This is a genomic window from Amycolatopsis echigonensis, from assembly GCF_014174495.1.
Taxonomy (GTDB): Bacteria; Actinomycetota; Actinomycetes; order Mycobacteriales; family Pseudonocardiaceae; genus Amycolatopsis; species Amycolatopsis echigonensis.
The window spans coordinates 62,209-84,590 of record NZ_JACJHR010000001.1; the positions used below are offsets into that span (position 1 = coordinate 62,209).

Here is a 22,382-nt window from a genome sequence, read left to right on the forward strand (position 1 = left end):
CGGGCGGTCATGCCCGTCCGTCCGGCCCCTCCCAGTCCAGCAGCAACGCGCGCAGATCGTCGTTCATCCGGTCCTGTTCCGCACGCGACAGAACGCCCAGCAACCGAGCCTCCGTCTGCGTCTTCATCCCGAACACCTCGTGCGCCCGGGCCAGCCCCTCGTCGGTCAGGCTGACCAGGATCTGCCGCCGGTCGTCCGGGTCGATGTCGCGCCGGACCCAGCCTTTGCGTTCCAGCCCGGCCACGCGTTTGGTCACCCCGCCCGATGTCAGGCGCATGCTGTCCAGCAGTTGCCCGGCCGAAAGACGGTACGGGGGACCGGCTCGTTTGAGCGCGCCCAGCAGCTCGACTTCCCACAGGCCGACCCCGAAGGCGTCGAATTCGCGGCGCAGTTCCGTTTCCAGCAGCCGGGCGGCGCGCAGCAGGCGGAAGCTGAGCGCCTTGCTGACCCGGTCGTCCGCGCGCACTCCGGTGATCTGCGCCATGACTCCGTCGACGTGGTCCCGCTCCGCTGGCATGGGCGAGTATTCTAACACCAGTAATTATCTTACCGGTCTCGAATCAGGACGGTCCGTGGACGCTTCTCCTTCGCCCGAGCCCGATCCGCAGCGCTGGCGCGCCTTGTGGGTGTGCCTCATCGCGGGGTTCATGACGCTGCTCGACGTGAGCATCGTCAACGTCGCGCTGCCCTCGATGGAGCACGGGATCGGCGCGACGCCCGCGGACGTCTCGTGGGTCGTCTCCGGGTACGCGCTCACGTTCGGCCTTGCGCTGGTGCCGTCCGGGCGGCTCGGCGACGACTACGGCCGCCGCCGGATGTTCCTGCTCGGCCTGGCGTTGTTCGTCGCGACCAGCGTGCTGTGCGGCGCGGCGCCGAACGCGACCTGGCTCGTCGTCGCGCGGCTGGGCCAGGGTGTCGCGGGCGGGTTGCTGAACCCGCAGATCATCGGCCTGATGCAGCAGCTGTTCTCCGGCCGCGAGCGCGGCAAGGCGTTCGGCGCGTTCGGCGCGACGGTCGGGCTGTCCACGGCGATCGGGCCGGTGCTGGGCGGCTTGCTGATCCAGGGCATCGGGGTAGAGCAGGGCTGGCGGTGGGTGTTCTACGTCAATCTGCCGATCGGCATCCTCGCGATCCTGTTCGGGCTGCGGCTGCTGCCGAAGGACGCGCGCAGCGGCCGGAAGCGGACGCCGGACCTGCTCGGCAGCGTGCTGCTCGGCGTGGCGGTCGTGCTGGTGATGCTGCCGCTGATCGAGGAAGAGGAACAGGCGACGTCGCCGCGCTGGTGGCTGATGGGCGTCGCGGCCGGGCTGCTCGTCGTGTTCGTGCTGTGGGAGCGCTGGCTCGGCAACCGCGGCAAGCACCCGCTGGTGAACCTGAAGCTGCTGACCGTGCGCAGCTACTCGATGGGGTCCGCGCTCGGCATGGTCTATTTCGCCGGGTTCACCGGGATTTTCCTGGTCCTGACGCTGTTCTTCCAGCAGGGCCTCGGCTACACCGCGCTGCAGGCGGGCACCGCGATGCTGGCGTTCGCGATCGGCTCGGCGATCTCGCCGACCATCGGCGGGCGGCTCGTGCACCGGTTCGGCAGGCCGATGGTCGTCCTCGGCACGCTGCTCGTCGCGATCGGGCTCGCCACGACCGCGTGGCTCGTCCGCGACTACTCCGGCGCGAACACCGCCTTCGTGCTGGCCGGGCCGTTGTTCGTCGGCGGGTTCGGCAGCGGCCTGGTGATCTCGCCGAACTCGACGCTCACCCTCGAAGAAGTCCCGCCCGCGGAAGGCGGCACGGCAGCTGGGGTGCTGCAGACCGGCCAGCGGATCGGCTCCGCGGTCGGCACCGCGCTCGGCGGCTCGCTGTTCTTCGGCGAACTCGGCCGCTCGCACGGGGACTACCACCGCGCGACCGCGCTCGGGCTGATCGGCTCGACCTCGCTGGTCGGGCTCGCGTTGCTGTTCGGCGTCGTCGATGTGCTGCTGTCCCGTACCCGCAAGACCCGCGGCGTCCCGCAAAGCACTCCGCGACCCGCGGCCGTTTCCGGCTCGGTGAGCGGACTCGCTCCCGCGGAAACTGCCTCGGTGTCGTTGACGTCCCTGGAAACCCACGAAGTGCGCCGCACCACCACCGGCGCGGACAACACTTTCGCGCTGGACGCCCCAGCGGGCTCGTATCTGCTGCTGGTGCAGGCAGGCGGCCGGGAGCCGGTGGCCCGGCACGTGCGGGTGGGCGCCGAACCGGTGCGCGAGGACATCGAACTGACGCGGTCGGTCCGGCTCACCGGCACCGTGCACGCGGTCCGGGGCCCGTTCCCGGGCGCGCAGGTCGCGGTGCTGGACGCGGAGGGGCAGGTCCAGCGGGTGACCGTCACGGACGAGGCGGGCCACTACACCGTCGACGATCTGTTCCCCGGCGAGTACACCGTCGTCGTGACCGGCTACCAGCCGGTCGCGGAACCGGTGCAGCTGACGACCGAGGGCCCGGCCCGCTTCGACCCGTTGCTGCGCTTGGTTTCCGCGGACAAGGCTTAGCCGGAGACGAGCGCCAGCACTCGCGACCTCGAGGCGCTCCGTCGGCGGAGTGGGTTTCGGGGGCCACGTCCTAATCGGCGACGAGTGCCAGTACTGCGAGTGCTTGGTCTCGCATCGCGATGTCCAGGAAGGTTCCGTCGGCGAGGGCGAGCGCGCCGACTCCGGCTTGGGTGGCACCGTCCATTCGGGACAGTACCTCCCGCGCTCGTGCGATTTTCCTCCGTGGTCGGCAGGAAGGCCGCGCGGATCGTCGGCAGTTGCACCGGATGGATCGCTGTCCGGCTGGAGCATCCCGGGGAGTGGGTTTCGGGGGCCACGTCCTAATCGGCGACGAGTGCCAGCACTGCGAGTGCTTGGTCTCGCATCGCGATGTCCAGGAAGGTTCCGTCGGCGAGGGCGAGCGCGCCCACCCCGGTCTGGGTGGCACCGTCCATTCGGGACAGTACCTCCCGCGCTCGTGCGATCTCCTCGGCGGTCGGCAGGAAGGCCGCGCGGATCGTCGGCAGTTGCACCGGATGGATCGCTGTCCGGCTGGAGCATCCCGGGGAGTGGGTTTCGGGGGCCACGTCCTAATCGGAGACGAGTGCCAGTACTGCCAGTGCCTGGTCCCGCATCGCCACGTCTAGGAACGTTCCGTCGGCGAGGGCGAGCGCGCCGACTCCGGCTTGGGTGGCACCGTCCATTCGGGACAGTACCTCCCGCGCTCGCGCGATCTCCTCGGCGGTCGGCAGGAAGGCCGCGCGGATCGTCGGCAGTTGCACCGGATGGATCGCTGTCCGGCTGGAGCATCCCGGGGAGTGGGTTTCGGGGGCCACGTCCTAATCGGAGACGAGTGCCAGTACTGCCAGTGCCTGGTCCCGCATCGCGATGTCCAGGAACGTCCCGTCGGCGAGGGCGAGCGCGCCGACTCCGGCTTGGGTGGCACCGTCCATTCGGGACAGTACCTCCCGTGCCCGTGCGATCTCCTCCGCAGTCGGCAAGAAGGCCGCGCGGATCGTCGGCAGTTGCACCGGATGGATCGCTGTCCGGCCGCGGAAACCGAGTGCCCGCCCGGCGCGGCAGCTCTCCGCCAGCCCTTCCAGGTCGCGGACGTTCGCGTACACCGACATCGCCGGCGGGGGCAGCCGCGCCGCGCGGGCGGCGTTCACTATCCGGCTGCGCGCCCAGGTGAGCCCGGCTTCGTCGGCGAGCCGCAGGTCGGACCGCAGATCCGCCTCGCCCAGTCCGAGCGACGCGGTCTGCGGCGAAGCGAGCGCGATCTCCAGCGCCCGCTCCACGCCGAGCGCCGACTCGATCAGCGGGTGCAATTCCCGCCCCGGCAAGGCATCGGCGTGCGACCGGACGTCGAGCGGGCTCTCGACCTTCGGCAATCGCGCGCCCACCCACGTCGGCAGGGCGGCGACTGCGGCCACGTCCGCCGCGTGCCACGGGGTGTCCGGGTGGTTGATCCGCACCTGCACCGGCCGCGACGCGGGCACGTCGGCCAACAGCCGCATCGCGGTGTCCCGTGCGGCGTCCTTCTGCGCGGGCGCGACGGCGTCCTCGAGATCGACCAGCACGACGTCGGCGTCCGAGGCGAGCGCCTTGGCCACGCGGTCGGGCCGGTCGGCCGGGACGTAGAGCAGGGTCAGCGCGGGCGTCATACCGCTCCCTCCGCGCGAAGTTCGGCGATCCGTGCCGCGGTGAAGCCCAGCGAACCGAGCACTTCGTCGGTGTCCGCGCCGTGCGGGCGTCCGGTGAAGCCGATGACGCCGTCGTTGTCCGACAACCGGAACAGCGGCCCTTGCATCAGCGTCGTGCCCAGCTCCGGGTCCTCGATTTCGTGGATCGTGCCCAGTGCGCGGAACTGCGGGTCCGCGACGATGTCAGCCGCGTCGTAGATCGGCGCGACCGCGGCCTGCGCCTCCTCGAACGCGGCTACGACCTCGTCCCGCGTGTGCTGGGCGATCCAGCCGCCGACGGCCTCGTCCAGTTCGTCCGCGTGCGCGGCCCGGTCCGCACCGGTCGCGAACCACGGCTCGTCGGCCAGTTCCGGACGTCCGACCAGCCGCACCACGCGTTCCGCGATCGACTGTGCCGACGTCGACACCGCGACCCAGTGCCCGTCGCACGTGCGGTAGGTGTTGCGCGGGGCGTTGTTTGTGGAGCGGTTGCCGGTGCGCGGCTGAACCGTGCCGAGCTGGTCCCACCGCGTGATCTGCGGTCCGAGCATGGCGAGAATCGGTTCGATGATCGCGACGTCCACGACCTGACCGCGTCCGCTGGCCGTACGCCCGGCGAGCGCCACCATGATCGCGTACGCGGTGGCCAGCGACGCGACTCCGTCGGCGAGTCCGAACGGCGGCAGCGTCGGCGGTCCGTCCGGTTCTCCGGTGGCCGCGGCGAATCCGCTCATCGCCTCGGCGAGCGTGCCGAAGCCGGGTCGAGGGGAGTACGGCCCGAATTGGCCGAATCCGGTCACCCGGGCGAGAACCAGTCCCGGATTGCGCGCGGACAGGTCCTCGTAACCGAGCCCCCAGCGTTCGAGCGTGCCCGGCCGGAAGTTCTCGATCACCACGTCGGCCGTCGAAGCAAGCGCCAGGAACACCTCGCGCCCGCCGTCGCTGCTCAGGTTCGCGGTGACGGTGCGTTTGTTGCGCCCCAACGTCTTCCACCACAGGTTGACGTCGCCCTTGGCCACCCCGTGCGTGCGCGACGGATCCGGCCGCGACGGGTGCTCCACCTTGATCACGTCGGCACCCATGTCACCGAGGTGCATCGCGGCCATCGGCCCGGCGAACAAGGTCGACGCGTCCACCACCCGCAGCCCGGCCAGCGCTCCGGCGGACGCTTCTCTCGACACGGTCATCGCGTCACATCCCAGGCACAGCGGAACCCGACGGTCGCGCCGCGCGCCAGCCCCAGGCCGGGCAGCAGCAGCTTCACGCTGTAGTCCGATGCGTGCCGACCGCCTTCGACGTACCATTCGGAACCCTCGGCGCGGTAATCACTGCCGCCCTTGAGCATCACGAACCGGGTCCTCCCGTCGGAGTGTTCGCTTTCGGTCCAGTTCCACACCGCGGGCGTGCCGCGCCGCAGACCGCCGGTTTCCCCGGCGAGCTGCCATTCGTCCTCGGTCGGCAACCGGCCGCCGCGCCACGCGCAGTACGCGCGGGCGTCGTCGAGGTCCACAAAGGTCACGGGCTCGTCCTCGGCGACCGGTTGACCGTCGACCCAGTGGGCCAGGAACCGGTGCGGCTGGACCGGCTGATACCCAGTGACAGCAAGGAATTCCGCGAACTCGCCGTTCGTCACCTCGGTGGCGGCGACCACGACCGGCGACGCCAGCGAACCGTCCCGCTGCAGCGTCCGGGCGTCGTGCAGCCGCGGCGGGAGCGGCTTCCACTCGTCCACGTACGGCGCGCCCTGGTACATCCCGGTCTCGCGCGCCCGATACCGGACCGTCAGCACATACGGCCCGGCAGGCACCACTACCGCATCGGCGTCGGGCGCACCGCTTGTCGTCGATGGTTGCCGACGAACCGCGAGCCGGTGCGGGAACCGGGCGTCCGGATCGTGCGGCAGGGTCGCCACCTGAGACAGCCACGGCGGCTCGGCGGCTCCGTCCGCGATCCGCAGCAGCGCCGAAATTCCCCGCGCGGGCACCCGTCCGTCAGCGAAAAGGTCGATCACCCGCCCGTCCACGACCGGCCCGAAGTAGTCGGAGTCGCCGCGGTTCACGACCGTCCACAGTGTCCAGTCGCCGAGGTCCCAGCGCGACGCGTAAACCCCGGCCGCTTCGGCTTCCGGCGTCAACGGGGCCAACGGCGTCCACTCGCCCTCGCGCAGCAGGTCACCGGCCGCACGCTGCACCGTGACCATCCGCCGCACCGTCGCCGCGTCCCGCTGCGACCAGCCGACCCACACGCCGAACACGACTTCCCACACCATCACGCCGACGCCGTTCAGCCAGGCCGACTGCAGCTCCTCCGTGTGATCGCGGTGCCACCGCCGCACGTGGTGCTGCATGTGCCGCCGCTCGTACCAGTGCGACCGCAGCACGCCCGGCACCGGCGAGTCGGCGAAGAACTGCGCCCACGACGCCGAGTGGTCCTCGATCCGCTCGACCGGCAGCTTCGATTCGCCCTCCAGCACCACTCCGGGCCGTGCCCGTTCGAGCTGCTCGACCAGCGCTGGATCGGCCTTCTTCAAGGTGTCCAGGAAGACGCCGTCGGCACCGAAATCGGCCAGCACCGCGGACAGTTCCGCGGCATCTTCCTTCCCCCGGCGCGTCCCGACGTCCCACGGGTTGTAGTCCACGAACACCCGCATGCCCGCCGAATGGAACACCTCGACCAGTTCGCGGAGACCGGGCACGTCGCGGTAGAAATCCCACTGGTTGCGGTCGTCGAGGCCGATCACCGGGTACGCGTGCCACAGCACGACCGCGTCGAGCCCGCCGAACCGCTGGTGCGCGTCGGCAAGGAAGCGCTCCGGCGTGAACCGGCGCTCCTCGAAGGAATACAGCAATTCGTCCCACAGCCAGACCTGCGCGACCGTGTGGCATCCGGCGGCCCACGCGGCTTCCGGCCGGTCGTAGGCGCGGCCGTGATAACTGTGCCGCTGGTGCGCGTCGGCACGCCATTGCTCCAGCCTTGCCCGCCATTCCGGACGGTCGGCGGGGTCCGCCGGGCCGACGAAGATCTTGGCCTCGTCGAGCGCGGCCAGCTGCTCAGGGGAGAGGGGCGCACCGAGCGGGACCTCGGTCGGCTGGTCGATCGGGCGCGGGACGAGCGGGTTGAACACGTACGTCATCGGGCGTTTCCTCCGGTCGCGAACTCAGCGACCTCCGCAACGGTCGGCACGGCGGACTGCGCGCCGGGCCGGGTGACAGCGAGCGCGGCGGCGGCCCCGGCGCGTTCAGCGGCTTCGCGGAGCGGACGACCCTCGGCGAGCGCCGCGGCGAGGACGCCGCAGAACGTGTCTCCGGCACCAGTAGTGTCCACAGAGGACACCTGGAAACCAGGCAGGTGCACGATTTCCTGTTCAGCGACAACACAACCAGCGGCACCGAGCGTGATCACCACAGCGGGTGCGCGCTGCTGCAGTATCCGGGCCAGCTCCTCGGGCGTGCCCGTCGTCCCAGCCAGGTCTGCAGCTTCGTGCTCGTTGACAACGAGCACGTCCAGCTCAAGGTCCGGCAGCGGCCGGGACGGTGCGGCGTTGAGCACCATGCGCGCACCAGACCGTCGGGCCGCTGCAGCAGCGGTGACGGCCTCGAGCGGAATCTCCAGCTGGGCAAGCACGACGTCCGCCGCCGCGATCCGCTCCAGCTGCGCCGAGGCGAGCGAGAGCAGCGAGTTGGCCCCCGGGGCGACCACAATGGAGTTCTCGCCGTCCGGCGACACCATGATGAACGCGGTTCCGGTGGCACTGTCCACTCGCGACACCAGGTCCGTCCGCACCCCGGCCTTCGTCAACGACGCCAACAGAAAGTCAGCCCCGTCGTCCGGACCGAACGCACCGAGGAACGTCGTCTCCACCCCGCCGGCGAGGGCCGCGGCGACCGCCTGATTGGCCCCCTTGCCACCCGGACTCCGCCGCACCTCGCCGCCCAGCACGGTCTCGCCTCCGTGCGGCTGTCGCGAAACGTCGACCACCAGATCGACGTTCGCGGACCCGACGACAGCGACTCGCTCGGTCATCGCGCCACCCCGGCCGTCCGCGCGGCGAGGTCGGTGATCCGCTGCTCGCCGCCGGGCAACGAGGTCGCGATCCGGTTGTCGAGCGGTTTCGTCCACTGCTCGCCGATCCAGTCCACGCCCACCAGCGCGCCGACCACTCCGCCGACCGTCGCGGCGGCGGAGTCCGTGTCCCAGCCAGCCGTGACAGCGAGCGAGATGCTCTGTCCGAAGTCACCGTCGCCGCGGGCCAGCGCGTACGCGATCACTGCGGCGTTGTTCAGCACGTGCACCCAATGCAGGTCGCCGTACCGGGCGTGCAACCGGTCCAGCCCGTCGTCGTAAGCAGCGGCTTCTCGCCCGAACCGCACCGCCTCGGCGAGTCGGCTTTCCGGCGGCAGAACGGTTTCCGCCGCATCGAGGACACTGTGGACGGAGTCGACCACCATCGCCGCCGACGCGAGTGCGGCTGCCCAGATCGCACCGTAAATGCCGTTGCGGGTGTGGCTGAGCCGCGCGTCGACCCACGCGAGCCGTGCGGCACCGCGGACATCGCCGGGGGAGACCCAGCCGAAAACGTCGGTCCGGATCAACGCGCCGATCCACTCGCGGAACGGGTTGAGGTGCTTCGCAGTCTCCGGCACCGGGCGCGCGTCCAGGAGGTTCCGGTACGCGGCACGCTCGGCGGTGAACACCCGCCCGGCCGGAAGCTGCTCCAGCCACAGCTGTGCGACGTCGTCGGTCGTGAATTCGCGGCCGTGCCGTTCCAGCAGCGTGAGCGCGAGGATGGGGTAATTGAGGTCGTCGTCCTCCGGCATCCCGGAGATGTTCTCCTCCAGGGAAGTCGGGGCCGACCGCCGGTTCCACGGCCACCGCGCGGCGACGTCGTCCGGCAGTCCGACGGCGGTGAACCACCGGTCCAGCGGCCAGCGTCCGGTCGCGCGCAGGATCTCCTCGATGCCCTCGCGCGGGATCTTCTCGACCGGCTTCCCGAGCAGGCACCCCGCCGCGCGGCCGGTCCACGCGCCGAGCGTGCGGTCCTCGGCACGCCTGGGCAGGACCGGAGCGGCCGGAAGCAGCGCGAGGATCTCGTCCCAGCCGTCCGGTTCTCCGGGCGACGGCGCGGCGGGGAGCGCGGCCAGCTCGTCCAGCAGCGTCCGGGCCAGCGCCCGCAACGCCGGGGACGCCGGCCGCGGTCCAGCCCCGCTCACGGCGGGAACCGGATCACCGCCGGCGGCGATCCAGCGCTCCCGCACCGAGGTCACGTCCCTGCCCTCGGCAGCGGACTGGACGAACTCGTGCGCGAGCAGGTCTTCGGGCTGAGCCCAGGTGAGCCTCATGCCGCGTCCAGCGCGTCGAGGGCCGCCAGCCGCGCCTGGGCCCGTGCGCGGTCGGCTTTGACGATGTCCGTCGCGGCCGAGGCGAGCAGCCGCCCGGTCTCCCGCAAGTCCATCTTGCTGGCTTCGCCGATCGGATCGATCCATTCGTCCGGCACCGACGCCGCTCCGCCGAGCCCTGCGCAGAGCGCACCCGCCATCGACGCGATCGAATCCGCGTCCCGGCCGTAGTTCACCGAAGCCAGCACCGCCCCGCGATAGTCGCCCCGATGGCCCAGCACGAATCCCAGCGCGGCGGGCAATTCCTCGATCGACTTGGTCCGCGACGGCCGCCGCGCGTCCATCGACATCTGCCGGTACTCCGGTCCGACCGAATCGAACGGCGCGACGACCTCGCGGATCTTCCGCGCCAGCGCACGCTCCTCGTCGTCGTTCTTGGGTGTGGCGTTCCACCCCTGGAAGGCGTCGGCCACAGCCTGCAGCGCGGCCAACGTCCCGTCGTGCGACACCGCGAGCGCGGCCCGCACGATGTCGTCCAGCCCCGCACCCGGGGCGACCGAAGCGGCGACCATCGCGGCCAGCACCCCGGCGGCCTCCCGGCCGTAGCTCGACTGGTGCGGCGCGGTCAGGTCGATCGCCTCGGCGTACGCGGCCTGCGGATCTCCCGGATTCACCACGCCGACCGGCGCGATGTACATCGCCGCGCCGCAGTTCACGATGTTGCCGACGCCCGCCTCGCGCGGGTCCACGTGCCCGTAGTGCAGCTTGGCGACGATCCACTTTTCCGCCAGGAACACCCGCTGCAGCAACAGAGCCGTCGACTCCAGCTCCGGCACCCAGCGCGGTTCGCCGATCATCAGCGGGACGAGGTCCTCGGCCATCGCGTACGCGTCGAGGTGCGCGCGGCGTTTCGCGTACACCTCCACGATCGCGCGGGTCATCAAGGTGTCGTCGGTGATGTGCCCGTCGCCCTTGTGGTACGGCGCGATCGGGCGCGCGTCCCGCCAGTTCGGGTACCACGGACCGACGATGCCGGTCACCCGGCCGCCGTGCCGCTCCTCGATCTGCTCGGGCGTCCACCCTTCGGTCGCGCCGCCGAGCGCGTCCCCCACTGCCGCGCCGGTGATCACTGCCACCGCGCGGTCCTCCAGCCAGGTCACCGGCTTGCGTCCCTTCGTTCCCCGGCGCGGGCGGAGCGCCCGCGCCTGTTGTGCGCCGGGACCGGACCAGCGCCCGGTCCCGGCGCGGCAGTCACTTGCCGACGCTCTTCCAGCCGTCCTTCAGCTGCTGCGCCAGCGTGTTCGCGTCGATCTGGTTCGCCAGGAAGCGCTGGTAGGCGGGCGTCGCGACAGTGTCCTTCCACTGCGCGTACTTGCCGGCGAACAGATACGGCGCCGAGGTCAGGTACTTGCCCGACGCCAGGATGGTGCTCCAGCCCTTCTTGGCGCTGAGCTTCTTGTCGAGCGCCTCGCGAGCGGAGTTGCTCGCCGGGATCAGCGTGTCGGCCTCGTTGAGCGCGGCGAGGTTCTCGGTGCTGGTGAAGAAGTCCAGGAACTTCGCGGCCTGCTCGACGTGCTTGGAGTCCTTGTTGACCGAGAGCGTCTGCGGGTTCGCGGCCTGCGCCGGTCCGGCCGGGCCAGCGATCGGCGGCAGCGCGATCCAGTCGAGGTCCTTCGGCGCGTCCTTCTCGATGTTCGCCGCCTGGTACGAGCCCTGCACGGTCATCGCGACCTGGCCCGCGTAGAACGGGGCCAGCGCCTTGCCGCCGGACTGGGTGAGCGTCACCGGCAGGATCGAGTGGTCGGTCGCGTTCATGTCGTGCACCAGCTGCGGCAGCGCCATTTCGCCCTGGCCGATGCTGATCTGCGCCTGGTCGCCGGTGCCCTCGAAGTACTTGCCGCCGAACCCCGGCGCCATCGCCACGAACGTCGCGGTCGGGCTCGACAGGCCCCAGCCGAGGCCGTACTTGCCGTCCTTCGTGGCGGTCTTGGCCATCTGGCGCAGCTGGTCCCAGGTCATCGTGTCGCCGGTCGGGATCCGCGCGCCGGACTGCTCCAGCAGTTTCTTGTTCGCGAAGACCACATAGGACTGCAGCTCGGTCGGGTAGGCGACGACCTTGCCGCCCACGGTCACCGAGTCGAGCACGCCCTTCGGGATGTCGGCCCGCTTCTGCTCGGACAGGTAAGGGGAGAGGTCGGCGAGGTAGCCGTCGGTCGCGAACGGCCCGATCCCGGCGGCCTCGTAGTGCACGATGTCCGGTGCGGTGCCCGCGTTGAACTGGGTGATCAGCTTGTCGTAGGCGCTGTCCCAGCCGGCTTGGACGACCTTCACCTGAGTCTCGGGATGCGCCTGGTTCCACTGCCCGACGATCTTGTTCGTGGCGGTGATCGCGGCGGGCTGGTCGGACAGGGACTGGAAGGTGAGGGTGACCGGACCGCCGTTCCCGCTGTCCCCGCCGCTGCCGCCGCCGCACGCGGCGGCGAGCAAGCTGGTGAGGGCGAGGCTGGCGGCGGCTGCCGCGCGTCGTGTCTTCATCGACCGACCTTTCGAAGGGGTTTCCGATGGGGTGGGGCTCATCCCTTCACCGCCCCGGCCATGAGGCCGCCGGTGAGTTTCTTCCGCAGGAGGCTGAAGAAGGCGATGCTCGGGATCGCCGCGAGCACGGCGCCCGCGGCCAGCGGGCCGAGGGCGACCTTGCCCTCGCCGCCGATGAACATGGTGAGCGTGATCGGCAGGGTGTAGTTCTCCGGCGTCTGCAGCAGCACCAGCGCGAAGAAGAACTCGTTCCACGACGACACGAAGCTGAACATCGCCGTCGCGACCACGCCCGGGGCCAGCAGCGGGAACACGATGGTGCGCAGCACGGTGAACCGGTTCGCGCCGTCCATCGCCCCGGCCTCCTCCAGCTCGACCGGGATCGCGGCGACGTAGCCCTGCAGCATCCACAGCGCGAACGGGAGGATGTAGGTGGTGTGCACGAGCGTCAGCCCGACGAGGCTGTCGGCGAGGCCGAGCGTCCGCAGCACGAGGAACAGCGGCAGGATCACCAGCACCACCGGGAACACCTGGCTGACGAGGATCCAGGTGACGCCCGCGATGCGCAGCTTGCCCTTGAGCCGGGCCAGCACGTAGGCCGCGGGCACCGAGATCAGGATCGCCAGCACGGTGCTGGCCAGCGCGACCAACAGGCTGTTGAGCGCCGAGTGCAGCAGGCCCTGCCGGGAAAGCGCTTCGCCGTAGTTGTCCCAATGCCAGTCGCTCGGGATCAGGTTGACCGACAGCGAGTTCAGCTCCGCCGACGACTTGACCGACGCGGAAATGAGCCACAGCAGCGGGAAACCGAGGAACAGCAGGTACAGCACGAGAGCCAGGTACTGCGCGGGGCGTACGGACCAGCGCATCGATCACCGCCCCCTTTCCGGGCGGTCGCCGCGGAACTGCGACCGCAGGTAGATCGCGAGCAGCGCGACGACCACGAGGACGAGGACCAGCCCCATCGCGGCGGCGTAGCCGATCTCGCGGTTCTTGAACGCTTCGAGGTAGACGAACAGCACCGGGACCATGGTCTTGCCGCCCGGGCCGCCCGCGGTGAGCACGTAAACGAGCGAGAAGGAATTGAAATTCCAGATAAAGTTCAGCGATGTGATGGAACTGACAATCGGGCGCATGCTCGGCCAGGTCACCGCGGTGAATCGGCGCCACGCCCCGGCTCCGTCCACCGCCGCCGCTTCGTGCAGTTCGGCGGGAATCTGTTGCAGGCCAGCCAGAAGCGTCACGGTGGTCTGCGGCATGCCGACCCATACGCCGACTACGATCACTGCGGGCAACGCGGTGGTGAAATCGCCGAGCCAGTTGATTCCGTCCGGCAGTCCGATGCTGCCGAGGAAGGCGTTGAGCGGACCGCCGTTGGCCGAATAAATCATTTGCCACATAATCGCGACGACCACCGGCGGCATCGCCCACGGAATGAGCGCGAGCACTCGCGTGAGGCCCTGCAGTTTGAGCCCGGAGTTGAGCAGCAACGCCAGGCCCATCGCGGCGGCCAGCTGCAGGACGGTCACGCCGACCGTCCAGATCAGACCGATCCGCAGCGAGTCCCAGAAAAGCGAGTTCCCGCCGAGGCGGACGAAGTTGTCGATCCCGGCGAAGCCGAAGTCCGGATGCCGCACCAGCCGGGTGTCGGTGAACGCCAGCGCGATGCCGATCACCAGCGGAGCCACGGACAGCACCAGGATCGGGATCAGCGACGGCATCACCAGCGCGATCGCCTCGCGCCGGCGAGTGCGGGCCAGCGTGGTCTTCTTCGGGCGCGGCGGGGGAGCGGGGGCGACCCGCCGCGGCTGCGTCGCGGTGGTCATTCCGCGTCCTCTCCGTTCTGGTCCACAGTGGACTCCCGGACGAACAGCTCGGTGCCGACGGAGATCTGCTGCGCGGGGGCGTCCGCGTCCTCGGTCAGCCCGAGCATCAGCCGGGCGGCGGCGCGCCCGCGCTCGGCCGAGCCGAGGGACACGCTGGTCAGCCGGGGGAGGAAAACCTGCCCGAGTTCGGTGTCGTCCATCCCGGTGACGGCGACGTCGCGCGGGACGGACAGGCCCCGCTCCCGGGCGGCGCGGACGGCCCCGATGGCGAGCAGGTCGTTGGCCGCCACGATGGCGTCCGGCCGGTGCGGACGGTCGAGCAGCTTCCGGGCGGCTTCGATCCCCGCCGCGACCGTGAAATCGGCGGCGACCTCGACGTCCGTTCCTTCGGCGGAGAAGTCCTTCGCGGACACCGCCTCGTCGAAACCACGTTGCCGCGAAGAGCCCGGGGTGGTGTCGAGCGGCCCGTTGAGGAAGCCGATCCGGCGGCGGCCGAGCGACACCACGTGCCGCACCGCCGCGCCGATCCCAGCCGCGGAATCGGTGGAGACCGAACTGATCCCGCGGTCGCTCATCGCCCGGCCGATCACCACGACCGGCACCGGGGCCTGGCCGATCTGCTCGATCAGCTCGTCGTCGGTGCGCAGCGGGATGACGATCATGCCGTCGACGAACCCGCCGTGCAGGCTGTGGATCAGCTCGGCGGTCGACGCCGCGGTGTCCCCGGTGGACATCACCACGACCCGATACCCGTGCGGTGCGAGCACTTCGTGGATGCCGCGCATGATCTCGACGTAGACCGGGTTGCCGATGTCCGCCACCGCGAAGGCGATCTGCGACGTCTTCTTCAACCGCAACGACCGCCCGATCGCGTCCGCGCTGTACCCGAGTTCCGCCGCGGCGGCCCGGACGCGCTCGACCATCGCCTTGCTCGCGCCGGTCCCGTGCAGCGCGCGCGAGGTCGAGGCCAGCGATACGCCGGCGCGCTCGGCCACCTGGATCAGCGTGGCTCGGGTTGACGTCATCGTCCCTCCCAGTCGGACACAGCGATACGGAAACCGTAGTTGGAAACGTTTCCAAGCTACGCTCTGGATGGTTTGGAAACGTTTCCAAGCGGTGTCGGAATCATGTCACCCGGATGGCGGACGTGTCAACGGAGCTGCCGCGAGGGCGGGGGATCTGTGACGCCAGCGTGACGTGCGCTGGCTCAGGGGCCGCGGTCCGGATCGGTCAGTCACTCGCGGCGCGGTCCCGGCCAGCACTGCTCACGCGCCGCGGCCGTGCTGGTGGTCGCCGCCGGAGGCTCGGTGCTGTGCGTGCGCCGTTCCCGATTGTCAAGACGGGAGGCTCGACGGCCGCGTAGAGACACTGCGGGCTCAAGGAGGTTGCTGAGATACTGGGGGCATGATCTTGATCGTCCTCAAAGCACAGATCCGCCCCGAGAAGCGCGGCGAATGGCTCGAAGGCATCCAGCGCTACACCGAGCAGGTGCGCAGCGAACCGGGCAATGTCTCGTTCGACTACTACCAGAACGGCAGCGACGAGAACGAATTCGTCATCGTCGAGGTCTTCGCCGACAGCGCCGCCGGGGACGCGCACGTCGCCACCGCGCACGCGCAGGAGTTCTTCCCGTTCATGTCGACGGTCGTAGCGAAGAAACCTCAGATCAACTACCAGAACCTCGACGGCGAGGCCTGGTCGGAAATGGCCGAAGTCACCCCGGTCGAGTAGCGGCGGACCTGGCCGGGGCCGCGGACACCGCCCCGGCCACTCGGTCGTCGCTGGTGCACGATCCGCCCGTCCAGCACCGTGGTGGTCACGTGCACCTCGCCGAAGTTCTCCGGGCGGGTCTGTTCGAGGTCGGCGTCCAGCACCACGACGTCGCCGAGTTTTCCCGGAGTGAGCGAGCCCATCCGGTCCTCCGTGCCGAGCGGGTACGCCGCGTCGAGCGTGTGTGCTCCGGGCCAGTGCCGCGGACGTCGTGCCCGCCGATTCGTCCTATGTGGACGCTGAGCAGGCGTCGTCGTGGGGGCCGCTGCGGGAGGCGTTGCGCCCGGCGGCACTGGCCCCGTTCACGACCGCGGTGCTCGGGGCGTTGCGCGAACACGATCGCCGCACCGGCGGCGAGCTGGTTCCGACGCTCCGGTGCTACCTCGACGCGGACGGCAACCTGGAAACGGCCGCGCGGGAGCTGGGGGTGCATCGGAATACCGTGCGGACCCGGTTGCGGACCGCGGAGCGGGTGTCCCGGCGGCGGCTTGACCGGCCGCGGGACCGGTTGGAGTTGTGGCTGGCGCTGTCGGCGGAAGATCTCTGATCGGCGTGGTCACTTTCGCCGCTGGGTTGATTCCCGCAGCCGCAGTTCCGGAGTCAGGAACACCGGCCCGTCAGGAGTTTCCGCGCCGGACAGCCGCGCCAGCATCAGTTCCACCGCGCGTTCGGCCAGAGCTTCGTGGGTCAGGTCCATCGCGGTGATCGGCGGGATGCTCGTGCGCGCGTGCTCGCTGTCGGTCAGCGCCGCGAGCAGCAGATCGTCCGGGACGCGCAAGCCCTGTGCCGCGGCGGATTCGGCGACGAGCGGGGCGAAATCGCTTGTCGCGACCACGATCGCGTCCGGCCGGTCCGGGCCGGACAGCAAGGGCTGCACCAGTTCGGGCACGTCTCCCGGGGTCAGGCCCTCGCTGAGCAACGCGGTCCGCGGCGGCAGCGCGCGCCTCTCGCACCAGGCGAGATACGTTTCGCGCGGCCGCCGGTTCCAGGCGTTGTCCTCGGTGCCGGACAGCAGCAGCACGTCGCGCGCGCCCTGGTCGTGGAGATGGTCCAGCAGCGCCTCGACCACCGGCGGATAGTCCAGCCGCACCGCCCACGGCAGGTCCGGCTGCTCCGGGTCCTCCTCGACGGTCACCACGGGCAAGCCGCGGCCGACCAGTTCGGCCAGCGCGGTGTCGCCGCCGTAGGGGTGGGCCACGATGCAGCCGTCCATCGGCACGCTCGCCACCGCCGGGTCGTGCAGGTCGGGCACGTGGATGAGCCCGGTTTTGCGCCGCAGCATCTCGGTCGCGATCGACCCGACGAGCCGGTTGAACGTTTCGGCCCGGTCGGGCGTGCCGGCCACCGCGTAGCGCGGCCGCAGGATGAGCCCGACCAGCCCGGACCGGCCGGTGCGCAGCGAGCGCGCGTTCGGGTTCGGGTCGTAGCCCAGCTCCGCGGCGGCCTCGCGGACCCGCGCCGTGGTCGCCGCCGAAATGGGCCTGCGCCCGGAAAGCGCGTGCGAAACCGTGCTGATCGAGACCCCGGCGCGCTCGGCGACCTCCCGGATCGTCACCGGTCGTTTGCCCGCCTCGCCGCCCACCGTGGTTCCCCTTCGTCCTGCCTCCGGACGGCCCAGTATCGCCCACCGGCCGGCGGAGGAGGTCTTGACACCGCGGCGGCGCGCGGGTTTGATGCCGCGAAAGCTCATCAAAACGTTTTGATGATGATAGGAGGCGCCATGGCCGCCCCGCACGAACCCGCCCCGCCCGCCACCGCCGCGCCGACCGTCGGCGACGTCTGCACCGGGATGCGGCTGACCCGACGGCATTGGCTCGCCGGGTCAGTGCTGTTCTTCGCGTTCGTCGTCGAAGCCTGGGAACAGGTCGGGCTGGTCTACGTGTCGAACGGGATCGCCGGGGAATTCGGCGTGGACAACACGAAACTGGGCTGGGCGCTGTCCGCGGTCGCGTTCGGCATGGTGCCTGGCGCGCTGCTGTGGGGCGGGCTGATCGACCGGCTCGGCCGCCGCCGCGTGACGGTCGCGAGCCTGCTGATCTACGCGGTGCTCGCGCTGGCCGCGGGGCTTTCGCCGGCGTTCTGGCCGTTTGTCGTGCTGCGGTTCCTGTCCGGCGTGGCGTTCGGCGGGGTCTACGCGGTCACGTTCCCGTACTTCCTCGAACTTCTGCCTACCGCTCGCCGCGGCCAGGGCGCGGTCGCGCTCAGCATCGGGTTTCCCATCGGCACGCTTTTGTGCATCGGCGTGAGCCAGTCGCTCGGCATGATCAGCTGGCGAGCCGTCGCCGTTGTCGCCGCGCTGGCCGGGCTGTGGGCGTTCGCCGTGCTTCGCTGGGTGCCCGAATCGCCGTACTGGCTCGCGCGGCGCGGCCGGCACGCGGAAGCCGCGGCCGTACTGCGTGGTCTCGGCGCGGAAATCCCCGCCAGCACAACGTTTTCCGTCGAAGACGCCGACCGCAAGGCGGGCGCGGTGCGCAACCTGTTCCGTTCGCCGGTGCGGCGGCGGTTCCTGCCGATGCTGCTCACCTCGTTCACTTTCAGCTGGGGCTACTGGGGATTGCAGACCTGGCTGCCGGTCCTGCTCCAGAACCGGGGCCTGAGCGTCTCCGGCGCCCTGTGGTTCGTCGCGGTGACCCAGGTCGTGTCCGTTCCCGGCTACCTGCTCGCCGCGTGGCTGACCCGCCGCCACGGGCGCAAGCGGATCTTCCTGCTGTTCGCGCTGGCGTCGGCGATCGGCGGCGTCCTCTTCGGACTCGCCACCGGTTCCGCGCAGCTGTACGCGGGCAACCTGATCCTCGCGTTCTTCTCGCTCGGCGCCTGGGGGATCTGGAACACCTGGTCGGCCGAGGTGCTTCCGACCGGGCTGCGCGGCGTCGGCTACTCCTGGTCCACTTCGGCGATCCTGCTGGCGAACACCGTTTCGGTCCCGGTGATCGGCGCGATGATGGACCACGGCGTGGCGTCCTCGCTGACGGTCGCGTCGATCATGGCCTTCCTCGTCGTCGCCTTGCTGGCCGTGCTGCCGTTGCCCGAGACCGAGGGTCGCGCGCTCACCTGATTTCCCTTATCCGACAAGGAGTTCTCATGACCTACCGGGTCGCCATGGACATCGGCGGCACCTTCACCGACGTGGTCGTCCACGACGGCGCGACGCAGCGGCTGCGCGCGGGCAAGGTGCTCACCACCCCCGACGACCTCGCGCGCGGCGTTTTCGGTGCGCTCGAACGATTCGACCTGCCGTTCGCGGAGATCGAGTTCTTCGTGCACGGCACCACGCAAGGACTGAACGCCCTGCTCGAACGGCGCGGCGCGAATGTGCTGATCCTGACCACGAAGGGGATCGGCGACGTCTACCGGATCGCGCGCGGCAACCGGAACCGGCTGTTCGACCTGCACTACCGCAAGCCCGCGCCGCTCGTCGGGCCCGAAGCGGTCGCGGAGGTCGCCGGACGGCTCGACGCCACCGGCGCGGAACTCGAACCGCTCGACGAGGACGCGGTGCGGCTGGTCGCGAAGCGCGTGCGCGAAGAGGGTTTCGAGGCCGTCGCGGTGTGTTTCCTGTTTTCCTATCTGGACTCGGGACACGAACGCCGCGCGGGAGAGATCCTGCGCGACGAACTCGGCGACGACGCGCTGGTCGTGCTCTCCCACGAGGTCGCGCCGGAATGGCGGGAGTACGAGCGCACGTCGACCGCGGTGCTCGAGGCCTACACCGGTCCGTCGGTGCACCGCTACCTCGACCGCATCGAAGCGCGGTTCACCGAGAAGGGCCTGCACGTCCCGGTGCACGTCATGCAGTCGTCCGGCGGCCTGGTCAACGCCGGTTTCGCGCGGCGGCATCCGTTGCAGACGCTGCTGTCCGGCCCGGTCGGCGGCACGATGGGCGGCGTCGCGGCGGCGAAGCTGCTCGGCCGCCCCGACCTGATCTGCGTCGACATGGGCGGGACCTCGTTCGACGTCTCCCTGGTGATGGACTACGCCGCCGACGTTTCGCCGGACGGCGAGGCGGAAGGTTTCCCGCTGCTGATGCCGCTGGTCAACCTGCACACCGTCGGCGCGGGCGGCGGCTCGCTCGCCTACGCCGAGGGCGACGCGCTGCGGGTCGGTCCCGAGTCGGCGGGCGCGGTGCCCGGCCCGGCGTGCTACGGCCGCGGCGGCACCCAGGCGACGGTCACCGACGCGAACTGCGTGCTCGGCCGGGTCGATCCCGAATCGTTCGCCGGCGGCGGCATGCCGCTCGACCTGGACGCCGCGCGCACGGCCGTCTCGACGCTGGCGGAGCGGCTCAGCATGGACCCGGTCGAACTGGCGTCCGGCATCTGCGACGTCGGCAACGCCAAGATGGCGCAGGCGATCCGCACCCTGACCGTCGAGCACGGCCGCGAACCGGGCCAGTTCGCGCTGCTCGCGTTCGGCGGCGCGGGACCGATGCACGCGGCGTTCATCGCGCGGGAAATCGGCATCACCGAGGTGGTCGTGCCGCGGTTCCCGGGCGCGTTCTCGGCGTGGGGCATGCTCGAAGCCGACGTCCGGCGGGACTTCACCATGCAGTTCTTCGCCAACGGAGCCGAGCTCGACACCCGCGCCCTGCGCATGGCACTCGACTCGCTGCGTGATCAGGCGCTGGAAGCGTTGCGGGAACAGGGAATCCCCGAAGACCGCCGGTCGGTGACCCACGGCGTCGACATGCGCTACGAAAGCCAGGACTACACCCTGACCGTGCCGATCCTGGACGACGACCCGGTCGACAGCCCCGAGTTCCTGCCCGCGGTCGAGGCGCGCTTCGCCGAGATCCACCACCAGCGCTACGGCCACGCCACCCCTGGCGCACCGGTGCAGTTCGTCGCGCTCCGCACCACCGGCCACGGCGTCGTCGATCGTGCCGCAGCGTCCGCCGAAACGAGCGCCGATCGACCGGAGCCGGTCGTCCGCGACGTCGTGTTCGCCGGACAGCCCGTGCCCACCACGATCGTGGCGCGCTCCTCGCTCGCCCCCGGCAGCCGGTTGTCCGGACCCGCGATCGTGCACGAGGAAACCGCCACGACGGTCGTCCCGCCGGACGCCGAACTCGCCGTCGACGACCACGGTTTCCTGGTCGTCACCCTCGCGGCCGCCGATCACCTGCAGGAGGAGCACGCGTGAGCATCAGCCCCGTCACCACCGAAATCATCCGCTCGGCGCTGATCCAGGCGGCCGAGGACATGAACATGACGCTGATCCGGTCGTCCTACACGCCGACGATCTACGAGGGCAAGGACTGCGCCGTCGCGCTGCTGGACCGGAACCACCGCGTCCTCGGCCAATCGTCGGGGCTGCCGATTTTCCTGGGGAATCTGGAGATCTGCACGAGCCACACCGAGGACCTGTTCGGCGCGGACGTCTGGCAGCCGGGCGACGTGTGGGTGCTCAACGATTCCTACATCGGCGGCACGCATCTCAACGACTGCACGGTGTACGCGCCGATCTTCGTCGGGGACGAACTGGTCGGCTTCGCGGCTTCGCGTGCACACTGGATCGACATGGGTTCCAAGGACCCCGGCGGTTCGATGGATTCCACGAACATCTACCAAGAGGGCCTCCGGATGGGGCCGACGCGGATCGTCGCGGGCGGGGTCGAATGCGCCGACATCCTGCGGCTGATCGAGACGAACGTGCGATTCCCGTACGTGACCCTCGGCGACATGCGCGCGCAGACCGCCTGTGCGCGGATGGGCGTGCGGCGGCTCGGAGAACTGTTTGCCCGCTACGGCGCGGAAACTGTCGACGCCGCGCGCGAGCAGATCTTCGCCCAGACCGAACGGCTGGAACGCGAACGGATCGCGGCGATCCCGGACGGCGAGTACGAGGCGACGGGCTATCTGGACAACGACGCGATCGACCCGGACACGCCGCTGAAGGTGCGCGTGCGGGTGGTCGTCGAGGGCGAGTCGATGACGATCGACCTCACCGACTGCGCCGACCAGGCCACCGGTCCGGTCAACTGCGGCCGCTCCCAGGCGATTTCGGCCGCGCGGGTGGGGTACAAGCTGCTGATCTCGCCGCAGGTGAGCCTGAACGGCGGTTCGTTCGCGCCGCTGGACGTGCAGGTTCGCGACGGGTCGATGCTCGGCGCGCGCGAGCCGGCGGCGTGCCAGTACTACTACTCGAGCCTCGGCATGCTCATCGACCTCGTGGTGGCCGCGCTCGCGCCCGCAATGCCGGACCGCGTCGCCGCGGCCAGCTACGGCGATTCGATGATCGTGCAGTTCGCCGGGGACCACCCGCGGACCGGGGAACCGTTCGTGACGCTGGAAGCGACCGTCGGCGGCTGGGGCGCCTGGGAAGGCGGCGACGGGGAGACGGCGCTGATCAACAACGTGAACGGCTCGCTGCGCGACCTTCCGGTCGAGGTGGTCGAAACGCTGTATCCGGTGCGGGTGAACGAATACCGCATCCGTACCGGGTCCGGCGGCGCGGGCCGCTGGCGCGGGGGCGACGGGGTGATCCGGGAATACGTGATGGAGGCGGATCAGGATCTGTCGCTGTGGTGGGAACGGTCGGTGACGCCCGCGTGGGGTCTTTTCGGCGGGTCGTCGGGTGCTCCGCCGCGGGTGGTGCTGAACCCTGGTACGCCGGAGGCTCGGGAAATGTTGAAGGTGAACAGCCTCCGGGTGCGCCGGGGAGACGTGCTGCGCTGCGAGTCCGGCGGGGGAGGAGGGTACGGGGCGCCGGAAGCCGCTGGGGCGTAGTTGCTTC

21 protein-coding genes are annotated in these 22,382 nt (G+C 70.4%); 6 read left to right on the forward strand and 15 right to left on the reverse strand.

All coding sequences use genetic code 11. From position 1 onward, the window contains the following. Nucleotides 1-7: 7 nt before the first annotated feature. Nucleotides 8-517, reverse strand: a complete 510-nt coding sequence (locus H5411_RS00300) for a MarR family winged helix-turn-helix transcriptional regulator (RefSeq protein ID WP_101440418.1) — start codon at nucleotides 515-517, stop codon at nucleotides 8-10. Between the two features lie 55 nt (nucleotides 518-572). Between H5411_RS00300 and H5411_RS00305 the strand changes: the two genes are divergently transcribed. Next, nucleotides 573-2,525, forward strand: coding sequence for an MFS transporter (locus H5411_RS00305; RefSeq protein ID WP_183122575.1), 1,953 nt, complete (start codon nucleotides 573-575; stop codon nucleotides 2,523-2,525). A gap of 320 nt (nucleotides 2,526-2,845) precedes the next feature. Here H5411_RS00305 and H5411_RS00315 read toward each other — a convergent pair whose 3' ends face one another. The 12 genes from H5411_RS00315 to H5411_RS00370 form a co-directional block, all read right to left on the reverse strand. After that, nucleotides 2,846-3,091, reverse strand: a complete 246-nt coding sequence (locus H5411_RS00315) for a hypothetical protein (RefSeq protein ID WP_246368606.1) — start codon at nucleotides 3,089-3,091, stop codon at nucleotides 2,846-2,848. A 3-nt stretch (nucleotides 3,092-3,094) separates the two neighbouring features. Next, nucleotides 3,095-3,340, reverse strand: a complete 246-nt coding sequence (locus tag H5411_RS00320) for a hypothetical protein (protein ID WP_246368608.1) — start codon at nucleotides 3,338-3,340, stop codon at nucleotides 3,095-3,097. 3 nt (nucleotides 3,341-3,343) lie between these two features. Beyond that, a complete protein-coding gene (locus H5411_RS00325; RefSeq protein WP_101440416.1) occupies nucleotides 3,344-4,168 on the reverse strand; it encodes an HpcH/HpaI aldolase/citrate lyase family protein in 825 nt (274 codons plus the stop codon). Further along, nucleotides 4,165-5,373, reverse strand: coding sequence for a CaiB/BaiF CoA transferase family protein (locus H5411_RS00330; RefSeq protein ID WP_101440415.1), 1,209 nt, complete (start codon nucleotides 5,371-5,373; stop codon nucleotides 4,165-4,167). Before H5411_RS00330 ends, H5411_RS00325 begins: the two co-directional genes overlap by 4 nt. After that, entirely contained in the window at nucleotides 5,370-7,319 is a 1,950-nt protein-coding gene (locus tag H5411_RS00335) for an SUMF1/EgtB/PvdO family nonheme iron enzyme (protein ID WP_183122576.1), read from the reverse strand. The genes H5411_RS00330 and H5411_RS00335 overlap by 4 nt, the downstream gene beginning before the upstream one ends. Continuing rightward, nucleotides 7,316-8,209, reverse strand: coding sequence for a ribokinase (locus tag H5411_RS00340; protein ID WP_101440413.1), 894 nt, complete (start codon nucleotides 8,207-8,209; stop codon nucleotides 7,316-7,318). Before H5411_RS00340 ends, H5411_RS00335 begins: the two co-directional genes overlap by 4 nt. Beyond that, nucleotides 8,206-9,525, reverse strand: a complete 1,320-nt coding sequence (locus H5411_RS00345) for an ADP-ribosylglycohydrolase family protein (protein ID WP_101440412.1) — start codon at nucleotides 9,523-9,525, stop codon at nucleotides 8,206-8,208. The genes H5411_RS00340 and H5411_RS00345 overlap by 4 nt, the downstream gene beginning before the upstream one ends. Continuing rightward, nucleotides 9,522-10,682, reverse strand: coding sequence for an ADP-ribosylglycohydrolase family protein (locus H5411_RS00350; RefSeq protein WP_101440411.1), 1,161 nt, complete (start codon nucleotides 10,680-10,682; stop codon nucleotides 9,522-9,524). The genes H5411_RS00345 and H5411_RS00350 overlap by 4 nt, the downstream gene beginning before the upstream one ends. A 91-nt stretch (nucleotides 10,683-10,773) precedes the next feature. Next, complete coding sequence (locus tag H5411_RS00355) at nucleotides 10,774-12,057, reverse strand: ABC transporter substrate-binding protein (protein WP_101440410.1); 1,284 nt, start codon at nucleotides 12,055-12,057, stop codon at nucleotides 10,774-10,776. Nucleotides 12,058-12,095: 38 nt separating this feature from the next. Beyond that, a complete protein-coding gene (locus H5411_RS00360; protein WP_101440409.1) occupies nucleotides 12,096-12,923 on the reverse strand; it encodes a carbohydrate ABC transporter permease in 828 nt (275 codons plus the stop codon). Nucleotides 12,924-12,926: 3 nt separating this feature from the next. Next, the gene (locus tag H5411_RS00365) at nucleotides 12,927-13,880 is read right to left on the reverse strand and encodes a carbohydrate ABC transporter permease (RefSeq protein ID WP_183122577.1); all 954 of its coding nucleotides are present in this window, start codon (nucleotides 13,878-13,880) and stop codon (nucleotides 12,927-12,929) included. Continuing rightward, complete coding sequence (locus tag H5411_RS00370) at nucleotides 13,877-14,905, reverse strand: LacI family DNA-binding transcriptional regulator (protein WP_183122578.1); 1,029 nt, start codon at nucleotides 14,903-14,905, stop codon at nucleotides 13,877-13,879. The genes H5411_RS00365 and H5411_RS00370 overlap by 4 nt, the downstream gene beginning before the upstream one ends. Before the next feature lie 379 nt (nucleotides 14,906-15,284). Between H5411_RS00370 and H5411_RS00375 the strand changes: the two genes are divergently transcribed. Beyond that, nucleotides 15,285-15,611, forward strand: coding sequence for a putative quinol monooxygenase (locus H5411_RS00375; RefSeq protein ID WP_183122579.1), 327 nt, complete (start codon nucleotides 15,285-15,287; stop codon nucleotides 15,609-15,611). Here the strand turns inward: H5411_RS00375 and H5411_RS00380 are convergent. Beyond that, nucleotides 15,551-15,793 (reverse strand): hypothetical protein, encoded by a 243-nt coding sequence (locus tag H5411_RS00380; RefSeq protein WP_246368610.1) that lies wholly within the window; start codon nucleotides 15,791-15,793, stop codon nucleotides 15,551-15,553. The two genes, H5411_RS00375 and H5411_RS00380, sit on opposite strands and share 61 nt — an antisense overlap. A gap of 41 nt (nucleotides 15,794-15,834) precedes the next feature. On the opposite strand from H5411_RS00380, the gene H5411_RS48780 reads away from it, so the two are divergent. Beyond that, on the forward strand, nucleotides 15,835-16,197 hold the full coding sequence (locus H5411_RS48780; RefSeq protein WP_183122581.1) for a helix-turn-helix domain-containing protein: 363 nt from the start codon (nucleotides 15,835-15,837) through the stop codon (nucleotides 16,195-16,197). A gap of 9 nt (nucleotides 16,198-16,206) precedes the next feature. Here the strand turns inward: H5411_RS48780 and H5411_RS00390 are convergent, their stop codons facing one another. Then, nucleotides 16,207-17,232 carry a LacI family DNA-binding transcriptional regulator gene (locus H5411_RS00390; protein ID WP_312877360.1) on the reverse strand — a complete coding sequence of 342 codons (1,026 nt, stop codon included), beginning with the start codon at nucleotides 17,230-17,232 and terminating at the stop codon, nucleotides 16,207-16,209. Nucleotides 17,233-17,370: 138 nt separating this feature from the next. On the opposite strand from H5411_RS00390, the gene H5411_RS00395 reads away from it, so the two are divergent. Genes H5411_RS00395 through H5411_RS00405 form a run of 3 tightly spaced genes read left to right on the forward strand, consistent with a single transcriptional unit; the run spans nucleotide 17,371 to nucleotide 22,375 of the window. Continuing rightward, nucleotides 17,371-18,705: an MFS transporter gene (locus tag H5411_RS00395; RefSeq protein ID WP_220816306.1), complete on the forward strand. Its 1,335-nt coding sequence runs from the start codon at nucleotides 17,371-17,373 to the stop codon at nucleotides 18,703-18,705. Nucleotides 18,706-18,731: 26 nt separating this feature from the next. Continuing rightward, nucleotides 18,732-20,789 (forward strand): hydantoinase/oxoprolinase family protein, encoded by a 2,058-nt coding sequence (locus H5411_RS00400; protein ID WP_183122584.1) that lies wholly within the window; start codon nucleotides 18,732-18,734, stop codon nucleotides 20,787-20,789. Beyond that, nucleotides 20,786-22,375: a hydantoinase B/oxoprolinase family protein gene (locus H5411_RS00405; protein ID WP_183122585.1), complete on the forward strand. Its 1,590-nt coding sequence runs from the start codon at nucleotides 20,786-20,788 to the stop codon at nucleotides 22,373-22,375. The genes H5411_RS00400 and H5411_RS00405 overlap by 4 nt, the downstream gene beginning before the upstream one ends. Nucleotides 22,376-22,382 lie beyond the last annotated feature (7 nt).

Bases quoted from the DNA above. Each gene is read 5' to 3' on its own strand.
- H5411_RS00400 (WP_183122584.1), top strand. From the start codon at position 18,732: ATGACCTACCGGGTCGCCATGGACATCGGCGGCACCTTCACCGACGTG.
- H5411_RS00325 (WP_101440416.1), bottom strand. From the start codon at position 4,168: ATGACGCCCGCGCTGACCCTGCTCTACGTCCCGGCCGACCGGCCCGAC.
- H5411_RS00340 (WP_101440413.1), bottom strand. From the start codon at position 8,209: ATGACCGAGCGAGTCGCTGTCGTCGGGTCCGCGAACGTCGATCTGGTG.
- H5411_RS00345 (WP_101440412.1), bottom strand. From the start codon at position 9,525: ATGAGGCTCACCTGGGCTCAGCCCGAAGACCTGCTCGCGCACGAGTTC.
- H5411_RS00365 (WP_183122577.1), bottom strand. From the start codon at position 13,880: ATGACCACCGCGACGCAGCCGCGGCGGGTCGCCCCCGCTCCCCCGCCG.
- H5411_RS00335 (WP_183122576.1), bottom strand. From the start codon at position 7,319: ATGACGTACGTGTTCAACCCGCTCGTCCCGCGCCCGATCGACCAGCCG.
- H5411_RS00375 (WP_183122579.1), top strand. From the start codon at position 15,285: ATGATCTTGATCGTCCTCAAAGCACAGATCCGCCCCGAGAAGCGCGGC.
- H5411_RS00330 (WP_101440415.1), bottom strand. From the start codon at position 5,373: ATGACCGTGTCGAGAGAAGCGTCCGCCGGAGCGCTGGCCGGGCTGCGG.
- H5411_RS00395 (WP_220816306.1), top strand. From the start codon at position 17,371: ATGGCCGCCCCGCACGAACCCGCCCCGCCCGCCACCGCCGCGCCGACC.
- H5411_RS00370 (WP_183122578.1), bottom strand. From the start codon at position 14,905: ATGACGTCAACCCGAGCCACGCTGATCCAGGTGGCCGAGCGCGCCGGC.
- H5411_RS00300 (WP_101440418.1), bottom strand. From the start codon at position 517: ATGCCAGCGGAGCGGGACCACGTCGACGGAGTCATGGCGCAGATCACC.
- H5411_RS00360 (WP_101440409.1), bottom strand. From the start codon at position 12,923: ATGCGCTGGTCCGTACGCCCCGCGCAGTACCTGGCTCTCGTGCTGTAC.
- H5411_RS00380 (WP_246368610.1), bottom strand. From the start codon at position 15,793: ATGGGCTCGCTCACTCCGGGAAAACTCGGCGACGTCGTGGTGCTGGAC.
- H5411_RS00355 (WP_101440410.1), bottom strand. From the start codon at position 12,057: ATGAAGACACGACGCGCGGCAGCCGCCGCCAGCCTCGCCCTCACCAGC.